Genomic DNA, 20,990 nt, shown 5'->3' with positions numbered 1-20,990 from the left:
GCCCTCAGCCTCGCCCGCGAGCCCCCGCCGATCTTCCTGCCACGGGACGAATTCGCTATGGGAGCAGGGTCCTACTCTGCTAGGGAGGACCTGTGACGCGCACCGACCCCCATGACGCCCCCACGGGCCCCCTTGACGTCCCCAGCGGCCCCCATGACGTCCCCACCGCCGCCCAGCTCGTGGCCGCCGTCCGCGACTTCCTCCAGACCGACGTCCTGCCCGCCGTGGAAGGCCGAGTCCGTTACCACACCCGCGTGGCCGTCATCGTCCTGGCCATGGTGGAGCGGGAGATCGAGCTCGGCCCGGCCCAGGCCGACCAGCACGCCGCCCGCCTGGCCGAGCTGGGCGTGGCGGGCGACGCCGACCTGGCCGCCGCCATCAGGGAGGGCCGCGTCGAAGACGACGCGGCCCTCGTCACGGCCCTGGAGCAGGCCGTACGCGCCAAGCTGGAGGTCGCCAACCCGGGCTACCTCACGGACTGAGCCGGGTCAGTGCGAACCGGTCAGGTCCAGGTCCTTGACCTTGGGGTCGCCCTCGTCGGCGAAGTAGTCGTCGCGCGTGGTCGCGTCCTCGCCGTCCGCCACCTTCAGCGCGCGGAACAGCAGCGTGCCCAGGGCCGCCACCACCAGGTTGACGGCGAGCGCCAGGAACCCGGCGTAGATCGTCATCTTGGTGTCGAAGCCCAGGTTCGACAGCCCGAACGCCGAGCCGCCGAAGTGCTGCTTGCCGTTGGCGGGGTTGGGGATGAGGTACAGCATCCACATGCCCGCCGCCAGACCGGCCGCCCAGCCCGCCAGCAGGCCGCCCTTGTGGAACCAGCGCGTGTACAGGCCCAGCGCCACCGACGGCAGCGTCTGCAGGATGACCACGCCGCCGATGAGCTGCAGGTCGATCGAGAACTGCGGGTCCAGCATCAGGATGCACAGCACCGCGCCCACCTTGACCACCAGCGAGACGATCTTGGAGACGCCGGCCTCCTGGGCGTCGGTGGCGTTCTTGTTGATGTACTCGCGGTAGATGTTGCGGGTGAACAGGTTCGCCGCCGCGATCGACATGATCGCCGCCGGGACCAGGGCGCCGATGCCGACGGCCGCGTACGCGACGCCGGTGAACCAGTCGGGGAACATCTGGTCGAACAACATCGGCACGATCGTGTTGGTGTCGGCCTTGCCGTTCTCGCCCACGACCGGCTTGGTGCCCGCCGCGATCGCCATGAAGCCGAGCAGCGCGATCAGGCCCAGCACCAGGCTGTAGGCGGGCAGCGCCGACATGTTCCGCTTGATGACGTTGCGGTTCTTGGAGGCCAGCACGCCGGTGAGGCTGTGCGGGTACAGGAACAGCGCCAGCGCCGAGCCGAACGCCAGCGTCACGTACTGGAGCTGGTTGCCGGCGTTGAGGATGAAGCCGTCGCCCGGAGCGGGCGTGGCGTCGAACTTGGCCTTGGCCGCGTCGAAGATCGAGTCCCAGCCGCCGAGCTGGGCCGGGATGTAGATGACCGCCGCCAGGATCACGATGTAGATCAGCGCGTCCTTGACGAAGGCGATCAGCGCGGGCGCGCGCAGCCCCGACTGGTACGTGTACGCCGCCAGGATCGCGAACGCGATGATGATCGGCAGGTGCCCGGTGATGCCCATCGCCTTGAGCACGGCCTCGATGCCGACGAGCTGCAGCGCGATGTACGGCATCGTCGCCACCAGCCCGGTGATCGCGATGGCCAGCGCCAGCGTCGGCGACCCGAACCGGGCCCGGACGAAGTCGGCCGGCGTGACGAACCCGTGCACGTGCGACACCGACCACATCCGCGCCAGCACCAGGAACACCAGCGGATAGACCACCACCGTGTACGGCAGCGCGTAGAACCCGAGCGCCCCGGCGCTGAACACCAGCGCGGGCACCGCGACGAACGTGTAGGCGGTGTAGAGGTCGCCGCCGATCAGGAACCAGGTGACCCAGGAGCCGAAGCTGCGCCCGCCCAGGCCCCACTCGTTGAGGCTGGCCAGGTCGGTGGGCCGCCGCCAGCGCGAGGCCACGAAGCCCATGCCGCTGACCAGGACGAACAGCAGGATGAAGACGACCAGTTCGGTCGTGTGAGCGCTCACTTGGTCATCCTGTAGACGATCGTCGTGGTGACGACGCCCACCACGATGAAGGCGATCTGCAGCCAGTAGAAGAGCGGGAAGCCCAGCAGGCGAGGCTCGTCGGCGTTGTAGAGGAACGTCAGCAGGGGCAGCACGATGGGCACGACCAGCAGCCAGTTCCATGGGCTGCGGTCGGTGCGTGGCCGCCCGGGATCCCCGGTAGTCATCGACCCTCCGATGAGTGGATCAGGAGCCGGCGGTGACCGCCTCCTGACGGGTTGTCAATGGAGGGAGAGTAGCTTTGCGGGGGTATTAACCCCAATGTCGGCTGTGTTACGGTTTGGCCTAAATGTCGGGACGGAATCCCGGCATGTGAGACCAGCCCCCGGAACGCGGCGGACACCGGCCCTCGCAGCTTAGTAACGGGCAGGTCGCGATCGTGATCGCCGATCGGCGAGTGGTCGGTAACGCTCGACGAGCGGTCAGACGGTCGGCACGACGGTTTGTCAGGTCGCCGTCAGCGTGTCGGGCCGTCAGCGTGTCGGGTCGTCAGTGCGGCGGGCCGTCAGCGTGTCAGGTCGTCAGCTCGTCGGCGATGTCCCGGGTGCCGTACCCCTCGGGCGCCGGCACCTCGACGATCGGGTCGGGCCGGTCGTCGAACTCCAGCCGCAGCGCCCGCGCCATCGTCGCGTGCATCTCGTACAGGCACGTCACGTACGTCAGCTCGAGGATCTGCTCGTCGGGCAGATGCCGGGCCAGCACGGCGAACACCTCGTCGTGGACCCGCCCGCCGTCCAGCACCAGCGCGTCGGTGTAGGCCAGCACCGCCCGCTCCAGCTCGTCGAACAGGTCGCTGACCGCCCAGTGGGCGACCGCCCGCACCTTCTCCTCGGCCACGCCGAGCGCCCGCAACTGCTTGCAGTGCTGCGAGAAGACGAACTGGCTCTGCCGCGCCCAGCCCGCCCGTGTCTGGCCCAGCTCGCGCAGCACCGGGTCCAGCGCGGACTCCCGGTAGAGCTGGAAGCCCTTGACGCAGTGCCGGAAGATCTTCGGGTCGAGCGCGAACACCGTCCACCAGTCGCCCGGCGACCCGGTGGCCGTGCCCTCGCGGTCGGGGGAGAGCAGGTGGTCGTGGAAGAACTGGACCACCGGGTCGGTCATCTCCTCCCGTGGCACCCGGCGCAGCCGCGGCATCACACGGTCCGGTCGGCGGCGGTCTTCGGCTCGTGCGTGACGTCGCCGGGCCCGCCGATCCGGCGCGTCCACGCGGCGAACTCGACGAGCACGCCGTCGGGGTCCTTGAAGTAGATGGACCTGACGAACACGCCGTCGTGCATCTTCGGCGCCACGCCGAACTCGCTGTCGTCGTGGTTGAGCAGCACGCCCACGTCGATGCCCTTGGCGACGAGCCGGTCGCGGTACTCCTCGATCCGCTCCGGCGGGACGTCGAAGGCGATGTGGTTCATCGAGCCGACGGCCGACAGCAGCTCGCCCCGGTCCGGCAGGTTCTTCGGCGCGGACACGCCCGGCACGCCGTCCGGCGCGTCGGGGAACCAGAAGAAGGCCAGCGCGTTGCCGCCGCCGCAGTCGAAGAAGAAGTGCTGCCCCCAGCCCATGGGCAGCTCGATGGTCTTGATCAGCGGCATGCCCAGCACACCGGAGTAGAAGTCGACGGTCTGCTTCATGTCCGAGCAGACGAGTGCGACGTGGTTGACCCCGCGGAGCTCGAATTCGCTGTTCATAGTAACTCCCTACTTATCACAGGGTTTCCGTGAAAAACATGACATGAGGTGTCGGCTTTCCCGGGCAGGATCGGCTCCATGATTGCTGTGGTGGCGGGCTCGACCCGCGGAACGGGACGTGGGATCGCGGTCGCGCTGGGCGCGGCCGGCGCGACGGTCTACTGCACCGGCAGGAGCACCCGGGCGGCCCGCTCGGAGATGAACCGGCCGGAGACCATCGAGGAGACGGCCGACCTGGTGACGGCGGCCGGCGGCACGGGCGTCGCGGTCCAGGTGGACCACCTGGACCCGGCACAGGTCGCGGAGCTGGCCGCGCGCGTCGAGCGCGAGCAGGGGCGGCTCGACGTGCTGGTCAACGACGTGTGGGGGAGCGACCACCTCTGGGAGTGGGACACCCCGGTCTGGAAGCACGACATGGACAAGGGCTTTAGGCTGCTCAGGCTGGCGATCGACACCCACATCATCAGCAGCAGGCACCTGATGCCGCTGCTCATCAGGAACGAGGGCGGCCTCGTCGTGGAGGTCACCGACGGCACCTGGTCCTTCAACGAGACCCGCTACCGGGAGAACGTCTACTACGACCTGGCCAAGATGTCGGTCAACCGGCTCGCGTTCGCCTGGTCCAACGAGCTGCGCCCGCACGGCGGCACGGGGGTGGCGGTCACGCCCGGGTTCCTGCGCTCGGAGGCCATGCTGGAGAACTTCGGCGTCACCGAGGACACCTGGCGCGAGGCCAAGGTGGACAGCGCCTGGATGGTCTCCGAGACCCCGGCGTACGTCGGCCGGGGCGTGGCCGCCCTGGCCCAGGACCCGGACCGGCGGCGTTGGTCGGGCAGGTCGGTCAGCAGCGAGGAACTGGCCGCGGCGTACGGGCTGACCGACGTCGACGGCAGCCGCCCGCGCGTGTGGAGCTACATCACCGAGGTGCGCGAGAAGAGCGGCGACACCGGCTGGGAGGCCTACCGCTAGTCAGTCGTAGAGGGCGGCCATGCGGGCGGTGGCCTCGGCCAGCATCGCCCGCAGCTCCGGCGGGCCGACCACCTCCGCCTCCGGCCCGAACCGCAGCACCTGCGAGTAGGCCACCGGCACCGACTCCACCGCCAGCCGCACCGTGCCGTCGGGCTGGAGCGAGGCCAGCGCGTCGTCGAGCGCCGCCGGGTCGGCCACGTGACGCAGGAGGCGCCGGCCACGCTCGGTGAGCCGCAGCGTGACCACCTCCCGCAGCAGCGAGCGGCTGAACTCGGCCGACTGCCCGGCCCAGTACGCGGCCAGGTCGAAGCCGGGATCCCGGTCGAAGGGCTCGTCGAGCACGGAGATCTCGCCGAACCGGTGCACTCGGAAGATCAGCACCCGCTCCTTGAGCCGGGCCGCCAGATACCAGGCGCCCGCCTTCAGCACCAGCCCGTACGGCTCCAGCGTGCGCCGGTTGCCCTTGTACACGGCCGTCACCCGGCGGTCGGACCACACGGCCCTGGCCAGCGGCGCCAGCGCGGCTGGCGGCGGATCGTCGCCGACGAACCAGCCCGGCGCGTCCAGGTGGAAGCGCTGCGCCGCGGTCGCCGGCGCGTCCCGCAGGGCGGGGGAGAGCGCGGCGGCCGCCTTCAGCCGGGCCGTGGCCGCCACCTCCTGCAGCCCCATCTCCCGCAGCGCCGCCGGCACCCCCGACAGGAACAGCGCCTCCGCCTCGGCCCGGTCCAGCCCGGTCAGCCGGGTGCGGTAACCGTCGACCAGCCGGTAGCCGCCGCCGCGCCCCCGGTCGGCGTAGACCGGCACGCCCGCCTCCGACAGCGCGAGCACGTCGCGGTGCACGGTGCGCTCGGAGACCTCCAGCTCCTTGGCCAGCTCCGCCGCCGTCATCCCGCCCCGGCCCTGCAGCAGCAGGACCAGCGACATCAGCCTTGAGGCGCGCACAGCGGCAGCACCACGGCGGACGGGCGGTCGGGGGAGTGGAACACCTCGACGTCGGCGGGCACCATCGCTCCGCCCGTGCCGAGCGGGTCGCCGGTGCCGTGGTTGCGGGCGATCGTCGGGTAGGCCCCCGCCGCCACGTGCACCCGGATCCGGTGGCCGGGCTGGAACCGGTGCGCCGTCGGCCACAGGTCCACGGCGGCCCGCCGCACCCCGTCGCCGGACTCCGGCCCGAGACGGCGCACGCCCTCGCAGACGTTCATCGAGCGGCCGTCGGGGTGCACGTCGCACACGCGCACCACCACGTCCACGTAGGGCGTGCTGGAGCGCACGAACAGCTCCGCGCGCACCGGACCGATCAGCTCCATGCCCGACTGTAGCGCGGCCGAGCTGTAGACCAGGACGTCGCGCCGCCGCTCCAGCCGCCGCTGGTCGCGCGGCCGGGAGTCGCCCAGCAGCACCGGCCCGCCGATCACCGGCGTCGGGTGGTCCGGGTGGTAGCGGAACCGGTCGGGCCCGGCCGCCAGCGGTCCCTCGGGCCCGAGCCCGAAGCCGTGCTGCAGGTGCCAGCGCTGCTCCCGCATGCCCGGGACCGGCCAGTCGGAGTGGTCGCGCCACTCCTCGGCGCCGGTCACGTAGATCCGCACCGGGTCCGGCCGCAGCCGGGAGGGGTCGCCGAGCAGGTGGGCGCGGAACCAGGCCGACGCGTCGGCCATCGAGGGCCGGCCGTGCCGGGTGTCGACGTGGTACCAGGGCCCGATCGTCAGGTACGGCCTGCGCCCCGCCGTCCGCAGCGCCGCGTAGTCCTTGAGCTGCCACGGCAGGAACACGTCGTACCAGCCGCCGAGCATGGTGACCGCCGCGTCCACCTCGCCCACCTTCGGGGAGAAGTCGCGCTTGTCCCAGTAGGGGGCGGCCGGGTCGGCGTGGTGGGCGAGCAGGTCCTGGAAGAACCGCAGCGGCCGGCCCGCCGAGGCCAGGTCCAGCTCGGCCACGGGACGGCCCGACAGGACCGCCCTGCGGGTGAGCCGGGGCGCGGCCAGCACGGCCGCGCCGCCGAAGCGGCGGGACATGCCGTCGGTGAGCGTGGTCCAGCTCAGCGCCGACTCCAGCGCGAACGCGCCGCCCACGTAGGCCGCGTCCCTGAACTGGGAGGCGGTGATCTGCGTGGCCATCGCCTTCAGCTCCGGCCCCGCGTAGGGCGCGATCGCCCACTGCGTGTAGCCGAGGTAGGAGGGGCCGAACATGCCGAACGACCCTCCGTACCAGGGTTGCTCGCGCAGCCACGCGACGGTGGCCAGGCCGTCCTCGTGCTCGTCGCCGAGCGGGTCGAGCCGGCCGCCGGAGCCGAAGCCGCCGCGGCAGCTCTGGATGACGACGTGGAAACCCTGGCGGGCGAAGCCGCGGCCGTAGTACCAGCCGAACAGGCCGCGCCGGCCGTAGGGGGAGCGCATCAGGATGACGGGGGCCCGCTCGGTTCCGGCCGGGGCGTAGTGGTCGGCCAGCAGCGTCACGCCGTCGGGCATCGGCACGGGGAGGTCCCGCTGAAGCCGCACGCGTCTCATGTACTTACCAGTAACATATGCCGCCCGGGGTGCGGTAGCCCGGGGCGGCCGCTGCGTTATGAGGCGAGCTGTACGGCGATGTCGCTGACCTGCTGCTTCATCGGGAACGTTCCAACCTGAGTGGCACTGCCGGTCAGGACGTTCACCGTGTAGAAGCGGTAGGCGCCGCCCACCTTGAGCGTGGCGTACGCGGTGTTCGCCACCGTCACGCCCTTGCGGAGCTGGCTGTAGACGTCGAATCCGGCGTCGGCCCCGGCGTCGGCGCCCAGCTTGCCGGTCGGGGCCAGGTTGCCCGCGTTCGCCGGGGACTGCGCCGAGATCTGGTCGCCGGTGGTGTCCACGTCGAACAGGGTCGTCGCCGTCGTGGCGTCGAGGTCGTTGTTGGTGTAGCCGGCGCCGGTCACGCCCAGCGCGGTCTGCGCGGCGGCGGGAGGCACGGGCGGATTGGTGAGGGTGCCGTCGGTGGCGGTCATGCCCGCGGCGGGGGCGCCGTTGGGGTCGTCGAGGTTGTGCCGCAGGTTCTGGCCGGCGTCGCTGATGACGCGCAGCCGGTTGGCGGCCGGGTTGAAGTCGACGCCGAAGGTCTTGCCGCTGAGCGCCACGGTGAGCTGGGACACCTTGGTGGCCCTGGCCCTGCCGTCCAGCGTGTAGACGCCGCCCTTGTCGCCCACCGCGTACAGCTTGCCGTTCTGCACCCGGTAGTCGATGCCGATGACCCTCATGTCGTCCTTGAGCCCGCTGACCTTGCCGGCCCGCTCCACCTTGCCGGGGCTGCCGGCGTCGAAGACGACCAGGTCGCCGGCCGTCGTCAGGCCGGTGACACGCGGCCCCTCGTCACGGTTGGCGGCCTGGGCGGGCATGGCCAGTGCCGCGCCCGCGCCGAGCACCGCGACGGCGAGCGCCAGTTGCTTACGCATCAGATCTCCTTGTGTGGGGTGTTGCCTTGCCCCTTTCTTCGCTCGCCCGCCGTCTCCGGATGTCGGTGAAAGGCAGAGCCCGCCCCGCCCGGAGGCGGAGCGGGCTCGCGTCACTACGGGGTCGCCCGGTCGGAGCGCTCCGAGATCCGCAGGGCGTTGACGATGGTCGCCCCCTGCCGGGTCGCGAAGCGCACGTTGAGCTGCCCGTCGGTCACCTTGACCGTGTACTGCCTGGTCGCCGCCGTGTACGTGCCCGACTCCAGGGCCAGGTCCAGCGCCGGGATCGCGAGCTGTCCCTCGACGAGCACGTCGAAGACCCGCTCACCCATCCGCATGTTCCTGATCTCGGCGAAGTCCAGCTCGACGGTGTACGTCCCGTTGGGCACGTTGTCGAACCGGTACTCCAGCATGCTCTCCCTGGCGGTCCTGAACAGGGCCTGGTCGGTGGTGCCGGCGATGGTCCTGGACGTGCTCTGCGTCCGGTTCTGGTTGGCCAGGTAGCCGTAGCTCCCCTGGACGTACTTCTTGTCCGGCGTCCAGGTGTCACCGGCGCCGTCCACCAGGCTCCTGGTGGCCCCGGCGTCGATCGCCACCTGGTGCTTGGGCACCACGACCGTCACCTTGACCTCGATGGTCGGCTGCCGGCCGCTGGCCGACTTGACGAGCAGCTTGCCCGTCTTGAACGTGCCCGCAGCCACGCCCGCGCTGGACACCGTCACCTTCAGGCTCACCGCCTGCCCCTTGGCCAGCTCGCCGGCCGTCGGCGCCACGGTGAACCAGGACTCGCCCGTCACCGTGTACGGCGTCGGCGTGCCCAGGTTCGTCAGGACCAGGCTCCGCGTCCGGCTGGACCCGGTCGGCATGACCACGGTCAGCTCCGCGACCGACGCGCTGACCCGGCCCGTGACCAGTGCCGTGTCGATCCGCGTCACCGTCGTGGGCGCCACCGTGACGGCCCGGGTGAAGGTGCCGTAGTGCTCCTTGGACACCACGACCTGGTAGTCCCCGGCCAGCACCTGGCCGTAGAAGGAGCCGTTCTCGCCGGTCGTGAACGTGGCCACGTCGCCCACCTTGACCGTCGCCCCGGCGATCGGGTCGCCGTCGTTGGCGTCGGTGACCGTGCCGGTGACCAGGCCGTGCCTGCTCGCGGTGAACGTCAGCGACTGCCCGGTGGACAGCGCCGCCTCCTCGAAGGAGTACAGCAGCGCGTCGTTGCCGGCCGCGTTCTCGACGCCGACCGTGGCGCTGAGGCCCTGGTCGCGCGTGCTCTCGATGTCCTTGTACCGGAACCCGATCGAGCCGTCCTCGCCCAGCAGCGCCGCGAACGACACCCGCTGGCCGCCCTCGTTGTAGAAGGTGACGTTGCGCCACTCGACGACGAACGCCCGGTGCGGCGCCGTACCCGTCACCCCTGTGTAGATGCCGGACTGGGCGTCCACCACCAGGTCGTCCCAGTACGGGTAGACCGCGTTGTTCGGGGTGCCCGAGGTCGGGAGCCGGCCGTTGCTGCCGGTGGTGATCCGGTCGGCGGCGAACGTGACGAACCCGTTCGTGCCGATCCACGCCCTGCTCTGCCCGGCGCCGTAGAACGGGACCGCGAACGGGAGCGTCACCTGCGCGGCCTCGTCGTCGCCGGTCAGCGCCAGCTTCTCGGTGCCCGCCACGTACGCCTGGGCGCCGCTCGCGCAGGTGTAGCCGAAGTTGTCGCCGCGCAGCGGCAGCTCGATGTCCTTGACCACGTCACCGGCCACCGTCACGGACGCCGCCGAGCCGCTGGAGCAGCGCGACACCGGCGTGACCCGCAGCTCGTACGTGCCGTGCGGCAGCGTCAGGCTGTAGCGGCCCGCGGCGTCGGTGACCCCGCGCACCGGCGTGCCCGCGGCCACCACCGCCGCGCCCGGCTCCGGCGTGCCGGCCGTGGTGACCGTGCCGGAGACCACGCCCGTCGGCAGCACCGTCATCGGCACGTCCGCGGTCGTGCTCTGCTCCGCGGTGATCGTGACGTCGGCCGTGGCCGTCTCGTAGCCGAACTTCGCCGCGCTGAGCCGGTAGTCGCCGGCGGGCAGGCGCGGGATGGCGTAGCGGCCGTCCGCGCCGGTCGTCACGCTGCGGCTGAGCGGCCCGGTGACGGTGACCGTCGCCCCGGCCATGGGCGCGCCGCCCGCCGTGACGGTGCCGCCGAGCTCGCCCAGGCCCTCGGCGGGCGCGGCCTGCACGGCGGCGTAGGTGTCGAGCCGGCCCTCGCCCCACACGTTGTTGTCGGTCGCGGTGCCGCCGCAGCTCGTGTCGGAGACGTCGGTGGCCGTGCTGTCCAGCAGCGGCCGGGTGGCCGCCACGTCGCCCTGCAGGCCGGGGGAGCCCGACCAGATCAGCGCCACCGTGGCCGCCACGTGCGGCGAGGCCATGGAGGTTCCGGTGTAGCTGTCGTAGGAGTTGCCGGGGGTCGAGGAGCGCACGTTGACGGCGGGGGCGGCGATGTTGGGCTTGATCTCGCCGCCCTCGCCCTCACCCTTGCTGGAGCGGGCGTACAGGGCGTTGTTGATGTCGAAGCCGCCCGCGCTGTACGAGCTCACGTACTGGCCGGGGGAGCCGCTGGTACGGCAGGCCGGGCCCTCGTTGCCGTTGGCGAACGCCGGGAAGATCCCCGCCGCGACCCACGCCTCGACGACCTCCTTGTACCAGGGGTCGAACCCGTCGCCGCCCCAGGAGTTGTTGACGATGTCGGGCGCCAGCTCGGGACGCGGGTTCTGGCCGTTGCGGTCGGTGGGCGCCAGCATCCACTGGCCGGCCGCCAGCAGGGAGGCGTCGGTGCAGGTGTTGAGCTCGCAGCCCTTGGCGGCGATCCACTTCGCGCCGGGGGCCACGCCGATGCCGTTCGCGCCGGTCATCGTGCCCATGACGTGGGTGCCGTGGCCGTTGTTGTCGCACGGGGCGGGCGACGGGCAGATGCGCGCCGGGTCGAACCAGTTGTAGTCGTGCGTGAACGTGCCGTCCGGGTTCGTGCCCCGGTAGCTCCCCACCAGCTCGGGGTGGTCGAACTGGGCGCCGGAGTCGATGTGGGCGACGACGATGCCCTCACCGCGGTTGCCCAGCTCGTTCCACACCCGGGGGGCGTTGACGCGGTCGATGTTCCACTCCACCGCGTTCAGTCTGGCCTCGGACTTGCCCGAGACCGGCTTGGGGAGCGTGAGCGTGCGGATGGGGGCGAGGCTCTCGACCTCGGGTAATTTGGCGATCTCACCCGCCAGCTTCTCGTCGGCGGTGACTCGTACCGCGTTGACGATCCAGTAGGGGGTGTAGTCGGCGCTGCGCGAGTCGAGCAGCTTGCGCAGGCCCTCCTGGGAGGACTCGGCGCTCTCGGTCTTGGCCTCGAAGACCTGCTCGGCCTTCGCGTCCTTGGTGGTGGCCCGGCGGGCGCCGCTCAGGTCGGCCGCCCCTTTCAGCCGGACCCAGAAGGTGGCCTTGTCGTCCTGCGCGAGCTGCGCCTGGACGGCTGTGTCGATCTTGCCGGGATCCGGCGCCGCCGCCTGGGCTGCGGCCTGCGGGACGAGAAGTCCCGCAGCGGTGACGATCCCGGTCAGGATCGCACGCCAGCGAGGGGTGTTCGGCACGTGCTCTCCTTCAAACGACTCTGCTTCGAATGACTCTGCAGAGGTGATCTTTACGCCTCTGTCGAGAAGGGTGAAGAGATCTTGTTCGGAAAGCAAGAGGTGCCGGAAAACGTTACGCAGAGGGCTGATTTGTAATCTGGTCAGCCGAAGTGCCGCCGCCTGGGCGCCGCCGCCGGTGCCCAGGTCAGGGGCGGTATCCCACCTGCTTCAGCAGCGCCAGGAAGTACGCCTTGATCCGCTCGGCGTCCTCGTCGTCAGGATGCCCGTTGAGGTGGCCGAGCACCGCGCCGGAGAGCATCTCCTGCACCACGTCCACGTCGACGTCCGGTGGGAGCTGCCCGTGCTCGCGGGCCCGGCAGAGCGTCTCCCGCACCACCTTCTCCCGGCGCCCGCCGTTGACGTGCCGGTACGTCGTGATCAGCTCCGGATAGTCGTCCACGCTGCCGTTCACGCGGCGCAGCAGGCGGCGGTTGCGCGGCACCGCCAGATGCGCCGCCCAGTCGTCGAACATGTGCTCGACGTCCGGCCAGCCGGTGAAGCCGGGGTCGTCGTCGTGGTTGGCCCATTCCAGCGCCCGCACCAGCAGCGCGGTCTTGTCGGCGAACCGGCGGTAGACCGTCGCCCTGGTCACCCCGGCCCGCCGGGCGACCTGCTCGATGCTCGTCTGCACCGCGCCGTGCTCGATGAGCAGGTCGAGCGCGGCGGTCAGGATGGCGGTGTCGGCCTCCTGGCTGCGCGGCCGGCCGGCGGGCCGCGGCGCGGGCGAGGAGGGCGGTGTCGCGGTGCTCATGCCGCCCGGTCCCTGATCGTCTTCATGCCTGTCGGGTCACCATCTTGTCGTAGAGCCGGTCCGGCAGGATTCTATTGACCGTCAGCAGGAGTCTGGCCAGGTAGCCGACGGCGTAGCGGGGCCTGGGGGCGGGCGTGGCGACGATCCGCCGGATGCACCGACCGACCACGGACGGGTCGGACGCCTTGCTGTCCGGCCCGAACCCCGCCTCGGTCTTGCGCGCCATCGCCTCCACCATCTCCCGGTACGGCCCCCGCCCCGAGAACTCCCGCAGCTCGCGCGGCGTGTCGTCCTGGAACTCGGTCTTGATGATGCCCGGCTGGACCACGACCACGTGCACGCCGAACCGCCCGGCCTCCTGTCGCAGCGAGTCCGAGTACGCCTCCAGCGCGTGCTTCGAGGCGTGGTACCAGGCGCCGAGGGGCAGCGCGATCTCGCCGCCGATCGAGGAGACGTTGACGATCGTGCCCGACCCCCGCTCGCGCATGTGCGGCAGGACGAGCCGGATCAGCCGGGCCGGGGCGAACACGTTGACCTCGAACACGTGCCTGGCGTGCTCGATCGGCACCTCCTCGGCGGAGCCGTAGCCGCCGACGCCGGCGTTGTTGACCAGTACGTCGACGCGGCCGTGGGCGTCCAGCACGGTCCGCACCACGCGCTCGAGGTCGGCCTGGCCGGTGACGTCCGCGCCGATCGGGTGGCCGCCGGCGGCGCGGAGCGGCTCCATGCGCTCCACGCGGCGGGCGACGCCGTAGACGGTGTGACCGGCGTCCAGCAGCTCCAGCGCGGTGGCGCGGCCGATGCCCGACGACGCGCCGGTCACGAGGCACACCTTGCCCATCTACCTCACGTCCCAGGTGACGGGCAGGCCGTGCACGCCGTGGATGAGCATGTCGTCGCGCAGCGGCACCTCGCCGGGGTCGGCGGCCAGGCGCAGCGACGGGAACCTGGCGAACAGCGCCGGGAAGGCCGCCCGCATCTCGACCCGGGCCAGTTGCTGGCCCAGGCACTGGTGCGGGCCGTGGCCGAAGCCCACGTGCCCGCCGGCCGGCCGGCGCAGGTCCAGGTGGTCGGGGTCGGGGAAGCGGCCGGGGTCGCGGTTGGCCGCCGGGATCGACAGGGTCACGCTCTCCCCGGCTCGTACCGTCCGGCCGCCCAGATCGAGGTCCTCCAGCGCGGTCCGGACGAGGAAGGGGACGATGCTGAGATGGCGCAGCAGCTCCTCCACCACCTGGTCGATCCGATCCGGCTCCGCGCGCAGCACGGCGAGCTGGTCCGGATGGGTCAGCAGCGCGAAGGTGCCGAGGGCGAGCATGTTGGCGGTGGTGTCCAGGCCGGAGCCCAGCAGCAGGAAGCCGATGTTGGCCAGCTCTTCGTCGGTCAGGTCGCTCCTGGTCAGCCCGCTCAGGATGTCGTCGGTGGGCCGGGCCCGCTTGGCCGTCACCAGCTCCGTCATGTGGAGCTGGACCGTCCGGTACGCCGCCGCCTTCTTCTCGGCGGGCACGTCGGCGCGCATGAGCGTGGCGCTCTCCGCCATGAACCGCTCGCGCTCGCTCTCGGGCACGCCCAGCAGCTCGCAGATCACCACGGCCGGGATCGGCGCCGCGAACGACTCGACCAGGTCGGCGGGCGGGCCCTGCCGCTCCATGGCGTCCAGGTAGGACCGGGTGACCTCCTCGATCCGCTCGGTCAGCAGGCGCATCCTGCGCACGGTGAACTCGCCGGTGAGCAGGTGGCGGTAGCGGGTGTGCGTGGGCGCGTCGGTCGAGATGAACATCCCCGGCGGGGCGGGCTCGGCGGGGCGCCCGCTGGCCTCGGTGGGGCGGTGCCGCAGCTCGGCGCGGGCGCTGAAGCGCGGGTCCGCCAGCACCTCGCGTACGAGCGCGTGACTGGTCACCAGCCAGCCCCGGTGCCCGTCGGGGTAGGCCATCGGGGTGATGGGCCGCGTCTCCCGCAGCCCGGCCAGCTCGATCGGCGGATCGAACGGCGTGGGCCGCTCGGTGGGCAGGGTGATCGCCTCGGTCATCTCGGGTCTCCTCTCGACCGTCGCTCAACAAATACAGTACAGCTCTGTATTGCAACTCGCATCGCCCACCCCCGGCCGGCGGGTCGCGTTGCGCGATCATGGTCCGGGGGTTACCCTTACCCCATGCGAAATCACGCTCAGCTCCAGTGGTGGCGCCGCTCCTAGGCGGCGCGTGTTTCGCATTCCTCAACGGACGGCCGCCCCGGATGGCGGCCTTTCTCGTGTCCGCCCCCGGGGCTCGATCATTTGACGTGGTAAAGGGGCAGCAGTGGAGACGAGCGGATATACCACCGCCGGGGGCATCGGCGTCGAGCGCGAGGCACGTGAGGTCGACGAGGTCGCCCTCGAAGAGATCGTGACCGCCCTCGGGGAGCGGCGCGGAGGTGCCTTCTCCTCGGGCATGGACTACCCGGGCCGCTACAGCCGATGGGCCTTCGGCTATGTCGATCCATGTCTGGAGCTGGTCGCGAAGGGGCGCACCATCTCCGCGACCGCGCTCAACGAACGTGGCCGGGTCGTGCTGCCCGCCATCGCCTCCTGCCTGCTGGCCGCGGGCAAGCCGGTCTCCGAGCCCACGGCCGACCGGGTCGAGGTGCACGTGCCCGAGTCCGAGGACCTGCTGCCCGAGGAGATGCGCAGCCGCAGGCCCACCGTGTTCACCGCGATCCGCGAGGTCATCGCCGCCTTCAAGGGCGACGACCCGCACCTCGGCCTCTACGGCGCGTTCGGCTACGACCTGGCCTTCCAGTTCGAGCCCATCAGGCAGGAGCTCGTCCGCCCCGACGACCAGCGCGACCTGGTGCTCCACCTGCCCGACCGGCTGGTCGTGATCGACCGCCAGCGCGAGACCAGCCTCGAGTTCCGCTACGAGTTCACCGTCGACGGCGCCACCACCCGGGGCCTGGAGCGCGTCGGCGAGACCGCCCCCCGCGTCACGCCCGCCGAGCCGCCCGAGAACCCCGTGCGGGGCGAATACGCCAAGGTCGTCGCCGCCGCCAAGGAGAAGTTCAAGCGCGGCGACCTGTTCGAGGTCGTGCCCGGCCAGGTCTTCCACGCCACCTGCGCCGACCCGTCCGGCTTCTACCGCAGCCTGCGCCACAGCAACCCGGCCCCGTACGAGTTCATCATCAGCCTCGGCGAGGGCGAGCACCTCGTCGGCGCCTCGCCCGAGATGTACGTCCGGGTCAGCGGCGACCGCGTCGAGACCTGCCCGATCTCCGGCACCATCGCCCGCGGCAGCAACCCGGTCGAGGACGCCGAGGCCATCCGCACGCTCCTCTCCAGCGTCAAGGAGGAGTCGGAGCTGACGATGTGCACCGACGTCGACCGCAACGACAAGTCGCGCATCTGCGTGCCCGGCACCGTCAAGGTCATCGGCCGCCGCCAGATCGAGCTCTACTCCCGCCTGATCCACACCGTCGACCACATCGAGGGCCGGCTGCGCCCCGAGTTCGACGCCCTCGACGCCTTCCTCACCCACATGTGGGCCGTCACGGTCACCGGCGCCCCCAAGACGTGGGCCATGCAGTTCATCGAGGACCACGAGGCCACCACCCGCAGGTGGTACGGCGGCGCGATCGGCTTCATCGGCTTCGACGGCTCCATGAACACCGGCCTGACCCTGCGCACCGCCCAGGTCAAGAACGGCGTGGCGACCGTCAGGGCCGGGGCCACGCTGCTGTTCGACTCCGACCCCGAGTCCGAGGAGCGCGAGACCGAGCTCAAGGCCAGCGCCCTGCTCGGCGCCCTGGCCGCGGTCAACCAGCCCGGCGCCGTGCCGGTGGCCGAGCCCAGGGAGCAGCCCGGCCTGGGCATGAAGGTGCTGCTCGTCGACCACGAGGACTCCTTCGTCAACACGCTGGCCGACTACTTCCGCCAGGAGGGCGCCGACGTGGTCACGCTACGCCACGGCTTCCCGGCCTCCATGATCGACGAGATCGCGCCCGACCTCGTCGTGCTCTCGCCCGGCCCCGGCTGGCCCACCGACTTCGGCATGTCGGCCCTGCTCGACCAGATCTACGCCCGCGACCTGCCCGTCTTCGGCGTCTGCCTGGGCCTGCAGGCCATGGTCGAGCAGGCCGGCGGCACGCTGGAGCTGCTCGACTACCCCGAGCACGGCAAGCGCGGCCAGGTCGCGCGCCTGGGCGACAGCGCGCTGCTCGAAGGGCTGCCCGACGAGTTCACCGCGGCCCGCTACCACTCGCTGCACGCCAAGCGGCCCGGCGTGGTCGGCTTCACCCCGACCGCGCTCACCCCCGACGGCAACGTCATGGCCATCGAGGACGTCCAGAGGCGGCGCTTCGCCGTGCAGTTCCACCCCGAGTCGATCCTGACCCAGGAGGGCGGCGCGGGCGCGAAGGTCATCGCGAACGTGCTGCGTCTGTCCCGTAGGTAGGTAAAACGTGGGCGGGGGCGTGCGGAGCTCCCCTAGAGTCTCCGCATGCTCCCCGCAGACCTGCCCGGCACGGCGCGCGACGCGCTCCTCGCCCCGCTCGTCGATCACCACTGTCACGGGGTGCGGCGAGACGACCTGAGCAGAGCCCAGTTCGAGCTGCTCATCGGCGACGGCGGCAACCCGGCGCCGCCCGGCACCACCCACTTCGACACGCCGTTCGGCGCGGCCGTGCGCCGCTGGTGCGCGCCGCTGCTCGACCTGGAGCCGCACGCCCCGCCCGCCGTCTACCTGGCCCGCCGGGCCGAGCTGGGCGCGGGCGAGGTCAACCGGCGGCTGCTGGCCGGGGCCGGGGTGGTGGCGTTCCTGGTGGACTCCTCACCCGACGACACGTCCGCCGGTTCGTCCGCCGGTTCGTCCGAGGAGACCTCTGATGGGGCGTTCGACGGGATCTTCGGTCTGACAGGGGGTGTGTCGGGCGACCTCGACGTGCTCTCGGCCGCCGAGATGGGCCGCCACGGCGGGGCCGCCGCCGACGAGATCGTCCGGATCGAGCGGATCGAGCGGGACGTGGCCGGGACGGCCGAGATCGCCGTCGACTACCTCGACACGCTGGGCGAGGAGCTGGCCGCCCGGGCCGCCAGGGCGGTCGGGCTCAAGACGGTCATCGGCACGGTGTGCGGCCTCGACGTCGACCCGGCCCCGCCCGCCAGGGGCGCGGTGATCGCGGCGGCCAACCGGCGGCTGGCCGACCCCAAGGAGACGCTGACGGACCCCTTCCTGCTGCGCCACCTGCTCTGGAGCGCGGTGGACGTGGCCAGGGAGCGCGGGCTGCCCCTGCAGTTCCAGGCCGGGTTCGGCGGGGTGGCCAGCGGGGCGTCCTGCGGGGCGGCCGAGCCGCACCGCACCGACCCGTCCAGGCTCAGCGCCTTCGCCGGGGCGCTGCAGCCGCTCGGCGTGCCGGTGATCCTGCTGCACTGCTTCCCGTTCCACCGCCAGGCCGCCTACCTGGCCGGGGTGTTCCCGCACGTCTACGTGGACGTCGGGCTCGCGCTGCCGTACACGGCGGCCGCCTCCGCGCGGGTCCTGGACGAGCTGCTGGAGCTGGCGCCGTTCCACAAGCTGCTGTTCAGCTCCGGCTGCCGGGCCCTGGCCGAGACCGGCTACCTGGGCGCCCTCTACTACCGGCAGGCGCTCGGCGCCGCGCTCGCCACGAGGCTCGGCACGGGGGAGTGGAGCGCCGCCGACGCGGCCAGGATCGCCCACATGATCGGCTCGGGGAACGCCCGGCGGGTCTACCGGTTGTGAAGTCCTCCTTGCGAAGGAGGTGTGATCTGGGTCTCACTGTGGATAATCGGCTCCACCATGAGTGCTATCGAGATTCGAGAACTTTCCAAGTCCTTCGGTCCGGTACGCGCGGTGGACGGGGTGTCCTTCACGGTCGAGGCCGGCACGATCACGGGCTACTTGGGCCCGAACGGTGCCGGTAAGACCACGACCCTGCGCAGCCTTCTCGGGCTGGTCACCGCCGACTCCGGCAGCGCGCTGGTCAACGGCCGGCGCTACGTCGAGCTCGACCACCCGCTCACCGAGGTGGGCGCCGTGCTCGAAGCGACCAACTTCCATCCGGGGCGCACCGCGTACGACCACCTGAGGGTGCTGTGCACGGCCGCCCGCCTGCCCCTCACGCGCGCCCGCGACGCCCTCGAGCGGGTGGGCCTGGCCGAGGTGGCCGGCAAGCGGGTGCTGGGCTTCTCCATGGGCATGCGGCAGCGGCTCGCCCTGGCCACCGCACTGATCGGCGACCCGAAGGTGTACATCCTCGACGAGCCCGCCAACGGCCTCGACCCGGCGGGCATCCAGTGGCTGCGCGGCTTCATGCGCTTCCTCGCCCACGAGCAGGGGGCCGCCGTGCTGGTCTCCAGCCATGTGCTGGCCGAGGTCGAGCAGACCGTCGACAACGTCGTGATCATCGCCAAGGGCCGGCTGGTCCGCCAGGGCACCCTCGCCGAGCTGGTCTCCAACGGCGGCGCGCCCGTCATCAGGGTGCGCACGGCCAAGCCCGACGAACTGCGGCCCGCCCTTGAGCGGCAGGGCGCCGAGGTGGAGCTGGCAGACGGGGTGCTGCGGGTCAGGAACCTGGGCGTCGAGGCCATCGGCGCCGTCGCGCTGGAGGAGCGCGTCGTGCTGACCGAGATGACCGAGGAACGCGGCGACCTGCAGCAGGTCTTCCTGCAGCTCACGGGGGAGGGGCAGGGCTGATGGCGCTCATCCGCGCGGAACTGCTCAAGGTCGCCACCACCAGGCTCTGGTGGGTGATGCTGCTCGTCATGCTCGCCTACGTCGCCATCCCGCTCGGCTTCGCCGTCTTCTCCGCCGGTACGACGGGCGCCAACGGCCAGGTGATCATCCCGGCCCGCGACACGGCGGCCTTCCAGGAGCTCGTGTGGGGGATGGGCACGGGCGGCAGCCTCTTCGCGGCGGTGCTCGGGGTCGTCATGATGACCGGCGAATACCGCTACCAGACGATCACCACCACGCTCCTCGTCACGCCGAAGCGGGTGCGCGTGGTGGCGGCCAAGCTCGCCGCGAGCCTCGTGGTGGGCGTGCTGCTGGGCCTGGCCGCGCTGCTGCTGACCGGGGTCACGCTGCTGGTGACCGTGCTCGCCGCCGGGGGCGAGCCGGTGCTCACCGGGACCGTCGCGCGGGTGGCCGCGAGCGTCCTGGTGGTGCTGGCGCTCTACGCGCTGTTCGGGCTGGGGCTGGGGGCGCTGATCAAGAACCAGATCGGGGCGCTCCTCGCGGTCATCATCTGGATCTACATCGTCGACTCCGTGATCAACCTGGTGCCGGTGCTGCAGCCGCTGGCCCGATGGACGCCCGGCGGGGCCACCTCGGCCCTGACCAGCACGGGGGTGACGTTCGGGATCGACATGTCGTACCTGCTGCCGCCGTGGGCGGGCGGGCTGGTGCTGCTCGGCTACGGGCTGCTCTTCTCGGCCCTCGCCTCGGCCACCACGCTCCGCCGCGACATCACCTGAGCCCGGCGCACGTTGCGCCGCGACATCACCTGAGCCCGGCCCACGTTGCGCCGCGATCTCGCCTTGGCCCGGCGGCGGGTCAGGCCGGGCGTTCCTCGCCGGGCGGGCGGCCGTCGAGGCAGGCGCCCAGCTCCGTGCCGACGACCTGCATGGCGTCGGCCAGGGCGGCCGTCTGCTCCGGCGACAGGTGGTCGAAGAGCACCTCGCGCAGCGCCTTGGCGTGATGAGGGGCGATCGCGGCGATGACCGCGCGCCCCTCGTCGGTGATCTCGGCCACGCTGGCCCGCCCGTCGTTCGCGTCGGGCTTCAGGCGCACGTAGCCCCGGTCCACCAGCTTGCTCACCCGGTGGCTGAGCCGGCTGATCGAGACGTTGCCGACGGCCGCCAGGTCGCTCAGGCGCAGCGGCCGCGCGGTCAGCGCCTCGAGCAGGCCGTATTCGATGTGGACCAGGCCGTGCGCCCGGAACGTGCGCTCGACCTGCGGGATGCCCACCAGCATGACCGCGAGCAGGCCCTGCCACGCGCGCTGCTCGTCCTCGCCGAGCCCTTCGACCAAGGAACCCCCAGGGTCAGATGCGTCCCACCACGACGATGACCGCCATCGCCAGCAGGACCAGATTAACCGCGAAGCCCTCCTTGCGCCGCCGATGCACCAGAGCGGCCCCGATCATGATGAGGCCCAGCCCGGCGGCGGCGAGCGGGGTGAGGAAGGCCGCGATGCCGGTGGCCCAGGGCAGGACCACGCCGATGCCGCCGAGGACCTCGAGTGTGCCGATGCCGCGGAGCTGGGCGGGGGTGAAGTCCTCCCGGTACGCCTCCTGCCGCCGCGCTCCCGGGCCGGGCGAGACGAACTTGCCCGCGCCGGAGATCACGAACGCGAGGCCGAGCAGGATCTGGACGATCCAGAGTACGACGTTCAT

At 71.6% G+C, this 20,990-nt stretch carries 19 protein-coding genes; 6 read left to right on the top strand and 13 right to left on the bottom strand.

From position 1 onward, the window contains the following. Nucleotides 1–92: 92 nt before the first annotated feature. Nucleotides 93–482, top strand: coding sequence for a DUF6285 domain-containing protein (locus tag AB0I15_RS26275; RefSeq protein WP_358100648.1), 390 nt, complete (start codon nucleotides 93–95; stop codon nucleotides 480–482). Between the two features lie 6 nt (nucleotides 483–488). Here AB0I15_RS26275 and mctP read toward each other — a convergent pair whose 3' ends face one another. The 4 genes from mctP to AB0I15_RS26255 form a co-directional block, all read right to left on the bottom strand. Continuing rightward, nucleotides 489–2,099 (bottom strand): monocarboxylate uptake permease MctP, encoded by a 1,611-nt coding sequence (gene mctP, locus AB0I15_RS26270; RefSeq protein WP_358100645.1) that lies wholly within the window; start codon nucleotides 2,097–2,099, stop codon nucleotides 489–491. Further along, nucleotides 2,096–2,305: a DUF3311 domain-containing protein gene (locus AB0I15_RS26265; RefSeq protein ID WP_358100642.1), complete on the bottom strand. Its 210-nt coding sequence runs from the start codon at nucleotides 2,303–2,305 to the stop codon at nucleotides 2,096–2,098. Before AB0I15_RS26265 ends, mctP begins: the two co-directional genes overlap by 4 nt. A 346-nt stretch (nucleotides 2,306–2,651) precedes the next feature. Beyond that, nucleotides 2,652–3,239 (bottom strand): carboxymuconolactone decarboxylase family protein, encoded by a 588-nt coding sequence (locus AB0I15_RS26260; RefSeq protein WP_358100639.1) that lies wholly within the window; start codon nucleotides 3,237–3,239, stop codon nucleotides 2,652–2,654. Between the two features lie 32 nt (nucleotides 3,240–3,271). Continuing rightward, complete coding sequence (locus AB0I15_RS26255; RefSeq protein WP_358100636.1) at nucleotides 3,272–3,820, bottom strand: VOC family protein; 549 nt, start codon at nucleotides 3,818–3,820, stop codon at nucleotides 3,272–3,274. 78 nt (nucleotides 3,821–3,898) lie between these two features. On the opposite strand from AB0I15_RS26255, the gene AB0I15_RS26250 reads away from it, so the two are divergent. Next, nucleotides 3,899–4,789, top strand: a complete 891-nt coding sequence (locus AB0I15_RS26250) for an SDR family oxidoreductase (protein ID WP_358100633.1) — start codon at nucleotides 3,899–3,901, stop codon at nucleotides 4,787–4,789. On the opposite strand, the gene AB0I15_RS26245 is transcribed toward AB0I15_RS26250, so the two are convergent. The 7 genes from AB0I15_RS26245 to AB0I15_RS26215 all read right to left on the bottom strand — a co-directional run bounded on the left by AB0I15_RS26245 (nucleotide 4,790) and on the right by AB0I15_RS26215 (nucleotide 14,637). Continuing rightward, nucleotides 4,790–5,731: a WYL domain-containing protein gene (locus tag AB0I15_RS26245; protein WP_358100630.1), complete on the bottom strand. Its 942-nt coding sequence runs from the start codon at nucleotides 5,729–5,731 to the stop codon at nucleotides 4,790–4,792. Further along, nucleotides 5,713–7,293 carry a CocE/NonD family hydrolase gene (locus AB0I15_RS26240; protein WP_358100627.1) on the bottom strand — a complete coding sequence of 527 codons (1,581 nt, stop codon included), beginning with the start codon at nucleotides 7,291–7,293 and terminating at the stop codon, nucleotides 5,713–5,715. The genes AB0I15_RS26245 and AB0I15_RS26240 overlap by 19 nt, the downstream gene beginning before the upstream one ends. Nucleotides 7,294–7,349: 56 nt before the next feature. Further along, entirely contained in the window at nucleotides 7,350–8,210 is an 861-nt protein-coding gene (locus tag AB0I15_RS26235; protein ID WP_358100624.1) for a DUF4394 domain-containing protein, read from the bottom strand. Between the two features lie 113 nt (nucleotides 8,211–8,323). Further along, complete coding sequence (locus AB0I15_RS26230; protein ID WP_358100621.1) at nucleotides 8,324–11,821, bottom strand: S8 family serine peptidase; 3,498 nt, start codon at nucleotides 11,819–11,821, stop codon at nucleotides 8,324–8,326. A gap of 184 nt (nucleotides 11,822–12,005) precedes the next feature. Continuing rightward, on the bottom strand, nucleotides 12,006–12,611 hold the full coding sequence (locus tag AB0I15_RS26225) for a TetR/AcrR family transcriptional regulator (RefSeq protein ID WP_358100618.1): 606 nt from the start codon (nucleotides 12,609–12,611) through the stop codon (nucleotides 12,006–12,008). A gap of 22 nt (nucleotides 12,612–12,633) precedes the next feature. Next, complete coding sequence (locus AB0I15_RS26220) at nucleotides 12,634–13,434, bottom strand: oxidoreductase (RefSeq protein ID WP_358100615.1); 801 nt, start codon at nucleotides 13,432–13,434, stop codon at nucleotides 12,634–12,636. Between the two features lie 18 nt (nucleotides 13,435–13,452). Next, complete coding sequence (locus AB0I15_RS26215) at nucleotides 13,453–14,637, bottom strand: cytochrome P450 (RefSeq protein WP_358100612.1); 1,185 nt, start codon at nucleotides 14,635–14,637, stop codon at nucleotides 13,453–13,455. 268 nt (nucleotides 14,638–14,905) lie between these two features. On the opposite strand from AB0I15_RS26215, the gene AB0I15_RS26210 reads away from it, so the two are divergent. The 4 genes from AB0I15_RS26210 to AB0I15_RS26195 are packed head-to-tail and all read left to right on the top strand — an operon-like array spanning nucleotide 14,906 to nucleotide 20,070. Continuing rightward, complete coding sequence (locus tag AB0I15_RS26210; protein WP_358100609.1) at nucleotides 14,906–17,032, top strand: anthranilate synthase component I; 2,127 nt, start codon at nucleotides 14,906–14,908, stop codon at nucleotides 17,030–17,032. 45 nt (nucleotides 17,033–17,077) lie between these two features. After that, nucleotides 17,078–18,337 (top strand): amidohydrolase family protein, encoded by a 1,260-nt coding sequence (locus tag AB0I15_RS26205; protein ID WP_358100606.1) that lies wholly within the window; start codon nucleotides 17,078–17,080, stop codon nucleotides 18,335–18,337. 57 nt (nucleotides 18,338–18,394) lie between these two features. Continuing rightward, nucleotides 18,395–19,291 carry an ATP-binding cassette domain-containing protein gene (locus AB0I15_RS26200; RefSeq protein WP_358100603.1) on the top strand — a complete coding sequence of 299 codons (897 nt, stop codon included), beginning with the start codon at nucleotides 18,395–18,397 and terminating at the stop codon, nucleotides 19,289–19,291. Beyond that, entirely contained in the window at nucleotides 19,291–20,070 is a 780-nt protein-coding gene (locus AB0I15_RS26195; protein ID WP_358100600.1) for an ABC transporter permease, read from the top strand. The genes AB0I15_RS26200 and AB0I15_RS26195 overlap by 1 nt, the downstream gene beginning before the upstream one ends. A gap of 79 nt (nucleotides 20,071–20,149) precedes the next feature. Here the strand turns inward: AB0I15_RS26195 and AB0I15_RS26190 are convergent, their stop codons facing one another. Together AB0I15_RS26190 and AB0I15_RS26185 are read right to left on the bottom strand one after the other, a co-directional pair. Further along, entirely contained in the window at nucleotides 20,150–20,626 is a 477-nt protein-coding gene (locus AB0I15_RS26190) for a MarR family transcriptional regulator (protein WP_358100597.1), read from the bottom strand. A 13-nt stretch (nucleotides 20,627–20,639) separates the two neighbouring features. After that, the gene (locus AB0I15_RS26185; RefSeq protein ID WP_358100594.1) at nucleotides 20,640–20,990 is read right to left on the bottom strand and encodes a DoxX family protein; all 351 of its coding nucleotides are present in this window, start codon (nucleotides 20,988–20,990) and stop codon (nucleotides 20,640–20,642) included.

The organism is Nonomuraea sp. NPDC050643 (assembly GCF_040654715.1).
In the GTDB taxonomy this organism is placed as follows: domain Bacteria; phylum Actinomycetota; class Actinomycetes; order Streptosporangiales; family Streptosporangiaceae; genus Nonomuraea.
The sequence above is the reverse complement of the archived record's forward strand: the minus strand, read 5'-3'. Positions and strand labels throughout refer to the sequence as shown.

What these genes read in the sequence shown, in the direction of transcription:
- AB0I15_RS26265 (WP_358100642.1), bottom strand. Translation starts at nt 2,305, where the DNA reads ATGACTACCGGGGATCCCGGGCGGCCACGCACCGACCGCAGCCCATGG.
- AB0I15_RS26260 (WP_358100639.1), bottom strand. Translation starts at nt 3,239, where the DNA reads ATGACCGACCCGGTGGTCCAGTTCTTCCACGACCACCTGCTCTCCCCC.
- AB0I15_RS26255 (WP_358100636.1), bottom strand. Translation starts at nt 3,820, where the DNA reads ATGAACAGCGAATTCGAGCTCCGCGGGGTCAACCACGTCGCACTCGTC.
- AB0I15_RS26250 (WP_358100633.1), top strand. Translation starts at nt 3,899, where the DNA reads ATGATTGCTGTGGTGGCGGGCTCGACCCGCGGAACGGGACGTGGGATC.
- AB0I15_RS26240 (WP_358100627.1), bottom strand. Translation starts at nt 7,293, where the DNA reads ATGAGACGCGTGCGGCTTCAGCGGGACCTCCCCGTGCCGATGCCCGAC.
- AB0I15_RS26235 (WP_358100624.1), bottom strand. Translation starts at nt 8,210, where the DNA reads ATGCGTAAGCAACTGGCGCTCGCCGTCGCGGTGCTCGGCGCGGGCGCG.
- AB0I15_RS26225 (WP_358100618.1), bottom strand. Translation starts at nt 12,611, where the DNA reads ATGAGCACCGCGACACCGCCCTCCTCGCCCGCGCCGCGGCCCGCCGGC.
- AB0I15_RS26215 (WP_358100612.1), bottom strand. Translation starts at nt 14,637, where the DNA reads ATGACCGAGGCGATCACCCTGCCCACCGAGCGGCCCACGCCGTTCGAT.
- AB0I15_RS26205 (WP_358100606.1), top strand. Translation starts at nt 17,078, where the DNA reads ATGCTCCCCGCAGACCTGCCCGGCACGGCGCGCGACGCGCTCCTCGCC.
- AB0I15_RS26200 (WP_358100603.1), top strand. Translation starts at nt 18,395, where the DNA reads ATGAGTGCTATCGAGATTCGAGAACTTTCCAAGTCCTTCGGTCCGGTA.
- AB0I15_RS26195 (WP_358100600.1), top strand. Translation starts at nt 19,291, where the DNA reads ATGGCGCTCATCCGCGCGGAACTGCTCAAGGTCGCCACCACCAGGCTC.
- AB0I15_RS26185 (WP_358100594.1), bottom strand. Translation starts at nt 20,990, where the DNA reads ATGAACGTCGTACTCTGGATCGTCCAGATCCTGCTCGGCCTCGCGTTC.